Here is a 4,819-nt window from a genome sequence, read left to right on the forward strand (position 1 = left end):
TATTATTTTGTATTTTATTATTTATTAAGTTAAAGAGTGGTATAATCGATTTATAAATTAAGAAGAAGGAGAACTAAAATGAAAGAGTTATTTATAAATTTCGGCGAGCTTAAAATGCCAAACGTACTAAGAAGCACGAAAGGATTTAAGCCTTATAGGACTTTAATGGAAAAAGAGACGATAAGCGCGCTACTAAATGAGCGCGAAACTTACGGGGTGCTGGACGTATTTAAGAAAATGGATTGCTTTGTATTAAAGCTTGATAGGCATGAGGGCGAGACTAGAATCATATTACACCCCAAGCATTTTCAGGAGCTATACCAAGTTTCGCGCGCGACCACGACGAAGAAAAGACGAAAAAAGGCGGCATAAGCCAATGAATAAAAACTATAACAAATTTGAAAGAGCACACGACATAATGGCGGAGCTAAGCAAAGCTCCGCTCCCTCTCGAGCCGGCGGAACTCGGCAATATTAGCGACAGGGAGCTTGGATTTTTTAAGAGCAGCGTAGAGATGATGGTGGACTACTTGGACTCGCTAGGCTTTGATTTCAGAGGCTACAAAGAAGAGGTCCTGATGCCGATTTACGAAGAGCTCGAGAGGCGCAAAAGTAAATAGCAAAATATGCTATAATTTATAAAATAAGGATGGAACAATGAAGAGAATCAAACTATTGACGGCGTTCGTTATAGCCGGGCTTATGTTGGCAGGATGTGGCGAGGATGACGGGCTTGTGAAGCTAGAGAATGCGAATCCGGCGATAAAACAAGCAAATTACGATGCAATGGTTAATAAGTTAAAAGAGAGAGTTAAAAATGCAGATTTTGAATTTTATCATGCACAGACCTTATTCAACGGCGAAAATTGGAAAAATTACACATCAGAACAGGGCTTTGCTAAATTTACAAGATGGAAAGCCCAAAATGATCTCATAAACGATGAGAAACTCGTAGTAGTAGTCGTAGATAAAAATAATAAAAAGGTGGGCTCAACATACGAGATTGAATGTACAAAATGGGGCAAATTTGAATGCGATCCAGAACATATAACAGTTCTTGAAAATGGAAAAAGATAAAATAAAGGAGCATATCTCAATGAAGACGACATTACCTGCTTTAACCAAAGAAGCGATACTTGCGTATCTATCCGAGATCAAGCCGCACCTTGAAAAAGACGGCATCCAAAAGATAGGGCTTTTCGGAAGCTATGCCAAAGGCTATGCAGGTGAGGACTCGGATATCGATATAGTCGTATTGGCCAATAAAAGAGACTTTTTGGATAGGTTGCATGCCTTTAAAGCGCTTGCATATTTGAATGATTTAAAAGAGCGAATCGCAAGTAAATTTCATAAACCTGTTGATATTTGCGATTTTTACTCCGAGCAAAAAATGCAAGACAACAAAATAGTAAAAGGAGCAATTTATGTCTGATAAAAAAATTTTATATCGCCTAGAGCTAGCGGTAGAAAAAATAGATCAGGTATTTGAAGTTTGTAAGCCAAAAGGCATTACGGCGGCACTAGAAGACGAGCTACTTACAAAGCCGGCGATAATGAAACATATCGACGTCGTATACCAGCAATTCAAGAAACTTGAAGAGGCACAGGAATACCACGTCTTAGATAAATTTAAAAAGGAAGACCTAAAAGGGATAAGAGATATTAGAAATTGGTCTTCCCACGATTACGACAATATACAAAACGAGATCATAGAAGACGTGATCCGCGCGGATCTTCCCAATCTCAAAGAAAATCTACAAAAAGTCATAAAAGAAACGAAGCAGGAGTTATATGGAGATTTACAAAAAAAGATTGATCGTTTCGTTAAGAAGCAGGATATTTTAATCCCGCAAGCCAAAAGCGATCTTAGAGCAGATATCCAAAAAGACTACGACAAATTACGAAAAAACGGACTCGAGCTTGATAAATCATATGCAGACAAGCTAAAGGGCATCATCAAAAGCAACTCAAACGAGAACGTAAAATGATTTACGTTCGAATTTTTAAAAAAGGAGGAAAATATTTCTCTCCTTTTTTCTAAATTTTAGACTTTTTTTATGCTTCTTTTTACATAATTTTAAAAAATTTGATATTTTTGATTTTGCTATATTTTAATAAAACGTTATTTATCTTTTAAATATTTTATTATTTCTTAAATGTAATCTACTCTCTACCACCACGTTCGTTTTTAAATTTATCTTTGTCCGCCAAGCGACTAGGCGTATAAGATTTTGAAATTTCAACGCCGTTTTTAGCCAAGACGTCCTTATAAAGCCCCTTTTCGTTTTTGATTTTTACTAGACGATCGTCAGGCTTAATGCCCAGCACCGATACGCCTTTAAAATATTCTTTGAACAAAAAGCCGTCCTTATCGATTTTATCGCTATTTAAAAGCTTTTTGCCGACGTAATCGAAGCGTTTTTTGCAAATATCCGCGATAAATTCTTTATTGCTTTTTAGCCTTTTTTCAAAGGAGGTAGCCTCTTCGCCGATTATGCCCGAGTGTTGCAAAACGTAAAGATTTTTATCCAAAATTTCAAGCTTCGCGCTTAGTTTAAAAAGGCTTTCGTTGCGCCCGAGCATACGAGTAACTAGCAGACTATCTTCGAAATATTTTCTAGCCGCATCGTCCTCGCGGCCGCGATGAATAGCGATAGCGCGTCGCACTTTTTTATAATTTTCGATATCGGCCTTGCTAGCGCCTCTATTTTTCGGATAAATTTTATTGTAGTTGTAGCTAAAATTTTCAAGTAAATTTAAACCTGCGGAGCGGTCTTTATAGTGAGCTAGCCGCATCTCGTTAAGCTGCGTAGCTTGACTGGAAATTTTATTTATTTTGTCGATTTCAGATAGCACGGCCTTGCTCTTTTCTTTGATTGAGCGGTTACTTTCTTTTAACTCATGAGCGAGCTTATATGCCCGTTTATTTCGCTTTTTGGTATAAAGCAAAAAGAGCCGTAAGAGCTCCTCATTATCCTTTTTAAGCGCGGCAAGCTCGTTATTCATAGCTTCAATTCGCCCTGCCGTAGCGTCATAGCTTTGCTTATTTTTATCCTGCATTTTGCAGTAGTAGTCATTAATCTTATCCTTTGCCGTATAATCGTCCATCTCTAGCTTTACGGCAGATTTTATCTTGTTAAATTCGAGCTTCAAATCCTTTTGTAAGAAGTTTTTATTCTCGTATTTTAGCCCGCGAGCCCCAAGAGAGTAAGCAAAATTCGTCCGCACATCGTCAAAAAACTCCCTGATTTCGCTTCTACTATCAAAGTGGATTTTTTTCTTAGTAAAGCTATTTCGTTTATTCAAGACCACGTGCACATGCGGATTATTTTGATGAGTGTGTAGCACGAAAGCATACTTGTGTCCGCTAAAATTTAGACCTAATACGTTATGCACGCTTTCTTTTAAAGCCCGCAATTTTCTCTGATCGTCGCAAGGCTCGTTAATGGAAAAAATCAAATGCCATGCGTCCTTCGAGTTCGGATTATCGCCGAAGTCCTTGCCCCATTCTTTTAAAATTTCATCGCTGCCTACTCTCTCCCCTTTTTCATTGATAGCCGCGCCGTCAAGAGAGTTTTTAAGAGCGTAGTCGATGCAGCGCTTGATGGAAGTTTTAGGCAAATTTGAAATCATCTTTACGACTGATTGCTTGGCAAAGTTGTTTTTAGGAAAAGGAATATGCGAGCGAGAAAATCCCGCGCCACTTCCAAAGGAAACATATTTATGCTCTGATTTTGCCGTGCGGGTATAGCCCGCCCTGATACTTTTTAGCTCTTCAAAAAACGCATCCCAATCACGTCTTGCCAAATTCTCTCCCTTTTAAATTTTAAAAAAATTTTCATAGCTTTTAAATATATTTGCAAAAGATGTTAGTGTAAGTAGCTTTAAAAAAAGATAATGCCAGAAGTAAGGCAGGATAACCCCCTTTGTATATCACTTTTTTAAGTTTAGCCCATTTTACGGCGATAAAACGCCTAAAAATGGGGAAACTAAACTTAAAAAAGCTGTGATTTTCGGTAATTTTGCAATTACCGAAAATAAAATAAAACGCAGAGCATTTTATTTTTGAGAAAAAGCAAGTAGGTTTTAAAAGGGAAAGCGTAAAAAGAGCACAAAAATATTTGAAAAGTTAGAACTATATTCGCTATGCGTAAAAATAAAACAAGAAAATTTTATTCGGATAAGCTTATGGACAAAATATAAGAAAAAATTAAAAATATCTAGCAAAAGTATTCAGAGATAAGCAAAACGAAACGGAAGAGAAAATTTTTAAAAGAATTTGTAAAATTTTTAAAAAGCGTAATTTTGTAAAAAGGCTTTTTTAAAAAAATAATCGCAAAAAGCCTATAAAATAATCAATATGAAAAAGTAAAAAAGTAAATAAATACTTATAAAATCTTTAAAAAAATTGCTTGTATATCCTTTAAATCGCTATTCGCAAAATCACTTTTACAAAATCTCGCTTTTCGAAAAATAGTATAGTGCTAGAAATCAAAAATATTCTAATCAAAAAGGAGTAAATAATGAGAGAAGTCTCAAAAAAGGTAAAAGGTATTTTTTGCTTTTTAATGTTTTTGCCATTTCATTTATTCGGAGCCGGTGGTCAAAACGTTCTAAAGACATTAGAATCAAAAGCCAATGAACAAATCAAGGAAGCCGGCAGTAGTGCGGCAAGCGTTATCAATACTGTAATCACCGTATTCGGTATTATATGGGTCGTAGTATTCTTAACAATAATGTTCGTAAATATTGAAGCTTTGAAAAATAATATAAAACTGCTACTCGGTATCGCGATTATTCTTGGTATCGCATACGGCTTA

The 4,819-nt window shown here is 36.1% G+C and carries 7 protein-coding genes; 6 read left to right on the forward strand and 1 reads right to left on the reverse strand.

The window, feature by feature from the left end; translation table 11 throughout:
* The first annotated feature begins 78 nt into the window (after positions 1 to 78).
* Genes Q0340_RS12230 through Q0340_RS12250 form a run of 5 tightly spaced genes read left to right on the forward strand, consistent with a single transcriptional unit; the run spans position 79 to position 1,987 of the window.
* On the forward strand, positions 79 to 372 hold the full coding sequence (locus Q0340_RS12230) for a hypothetical protein (protein WP_298083534.1): 294 nt from the start codon (positions 79 to 81) through the stop codon (positions 370 to 372).
* Positions 373 to 376: 4 nt separating this feature from the next.
* The gene (locus Q0340_RS12235; protein ID WP_297997623.1) at positions 377 to 619 is read left to right on the forward strand and encodes a hypothetical protein; all 243 of its coding nucleotides are present in this window, start codon (positions 377 to 379) and stop codon (positions 617 to 619) included.
* A 37-nt stretch (positions 620 to 656) separates the two neighbouring features.
* Positions 657 to 1,076 carry a hypothetical protein gene (locus Q0340_RS12240; protein WP_297997625.1) on the forward strand — a complete coding sequence of 140 codons (420 nt, stop codon included), beginning with the start codon at positions 657 to 659 and terminating at the stop codon, positions 1,074 to 1,076.
* A gap of 19 nt (positions 1,077 to 1,095) precedes the next feature.
* A complete protein-coding gene (locus tag Q0340_RS12245) occupies positions 1,096 to 1,431 on the forward strand; it encodes a nucleotidyltransferase domain-containing protein (RefSeq protein ID WP_297997626.1) in 336 nt (111 codons plus the stop codon).
* Positions 1,424 to 1,987 (forward strand): HepT-like ribonuclease domain-containing protein, encoded by a 564-nt coding sequence (locus Q0340_RS12250; RefSeq protein ID WP_297997628.1) that lies wholly within the window; start codon positions 1,424 to 1,426, stop codon positions 1,985 to 1,987. Before Q0340_RS12245 ends, Q0340_RS12250 begins: the two co-directional genes overlap by 8 nt.
* A gap of 175 nt (positions 1,988 to 2,162) precedes the next feature.
* Here the strand turns inward: Q0340_RS12250 and Q0340_RS12255 are convergent, their stop codons facing one another.
* Positions 2,163 to 3,806, reverse strand: a complete 1,644-nt coding sequence (locus Q0340_RS12255; protein WP_297997629.1) for a relaxase/mobilization nuclease domain-containing protein — start codon at positions 3,804 to 3,806, stop codon at positions 2,163 to 2,165.
* A gap of 716 nt (positions 3,807 to 4,522) precedes the next feature.
* Between Q0340_RS12255 and Q0340_RS12260 the strand changes: the two genes are divergently transcribed.
* Positions 4,523 to 4,819, forward strand: a 297-nt coding sequence (locus Q0340_RS12260; RefSeq protein WP_298083535.1) for a hypothetical protein, incomplete at its 3' end; no start/stop codon positions are given.

The organism is uncultured Campylobacter sp. (assembly GCF_938045595.1).
Taxonomy (GTDB): domain Bacteria; phylum Campylobacterota; class Campylobacteria; order Campylobacterales; family Campylobacteraceae; genus Campylobacter_B.

What these genes read in the sequence shown, in the direction of transcription:
- Q0340_RS12230 (WP_298083534.1), top strand. Translation starts at nt 79, where the DNA reads ATGAAAGAGTTATTTATAAATTTCGGCGAGCTTAAAATGCCAAACGTA.
- Q0340_RS12235 (WP_297997623.1), top strand. Translation starts at nt 377, where the DNA reads ATGAATAAAAACTATAACAAATTTGAAAGAGCACACGACATAATGGCG.
- Q0340_RS12240 (WP_297997625.1), top strand. Translation starts at nt 657, where the DNA reads ATGAAGAGAATCAAACTATTGACGGCGTTCGTTATAGCCGGGCTTATG.
- Q0340_RS12245 (WP_297997626.1), top strand. Translation starts at nt 1,096, where the DNA reads ATGAAGACGACATTACCTGCTTTAACCAAAGAAGCGATACTTGCGTAT.
- Q0340_RS12250 (WP_297997628.1), top strand. Translation starts at nt 1,424, where the DNA reads ATGTCTGATAAAAAAATTTTATATCGCCTAGAGCTAGCGGTAGAAAAA.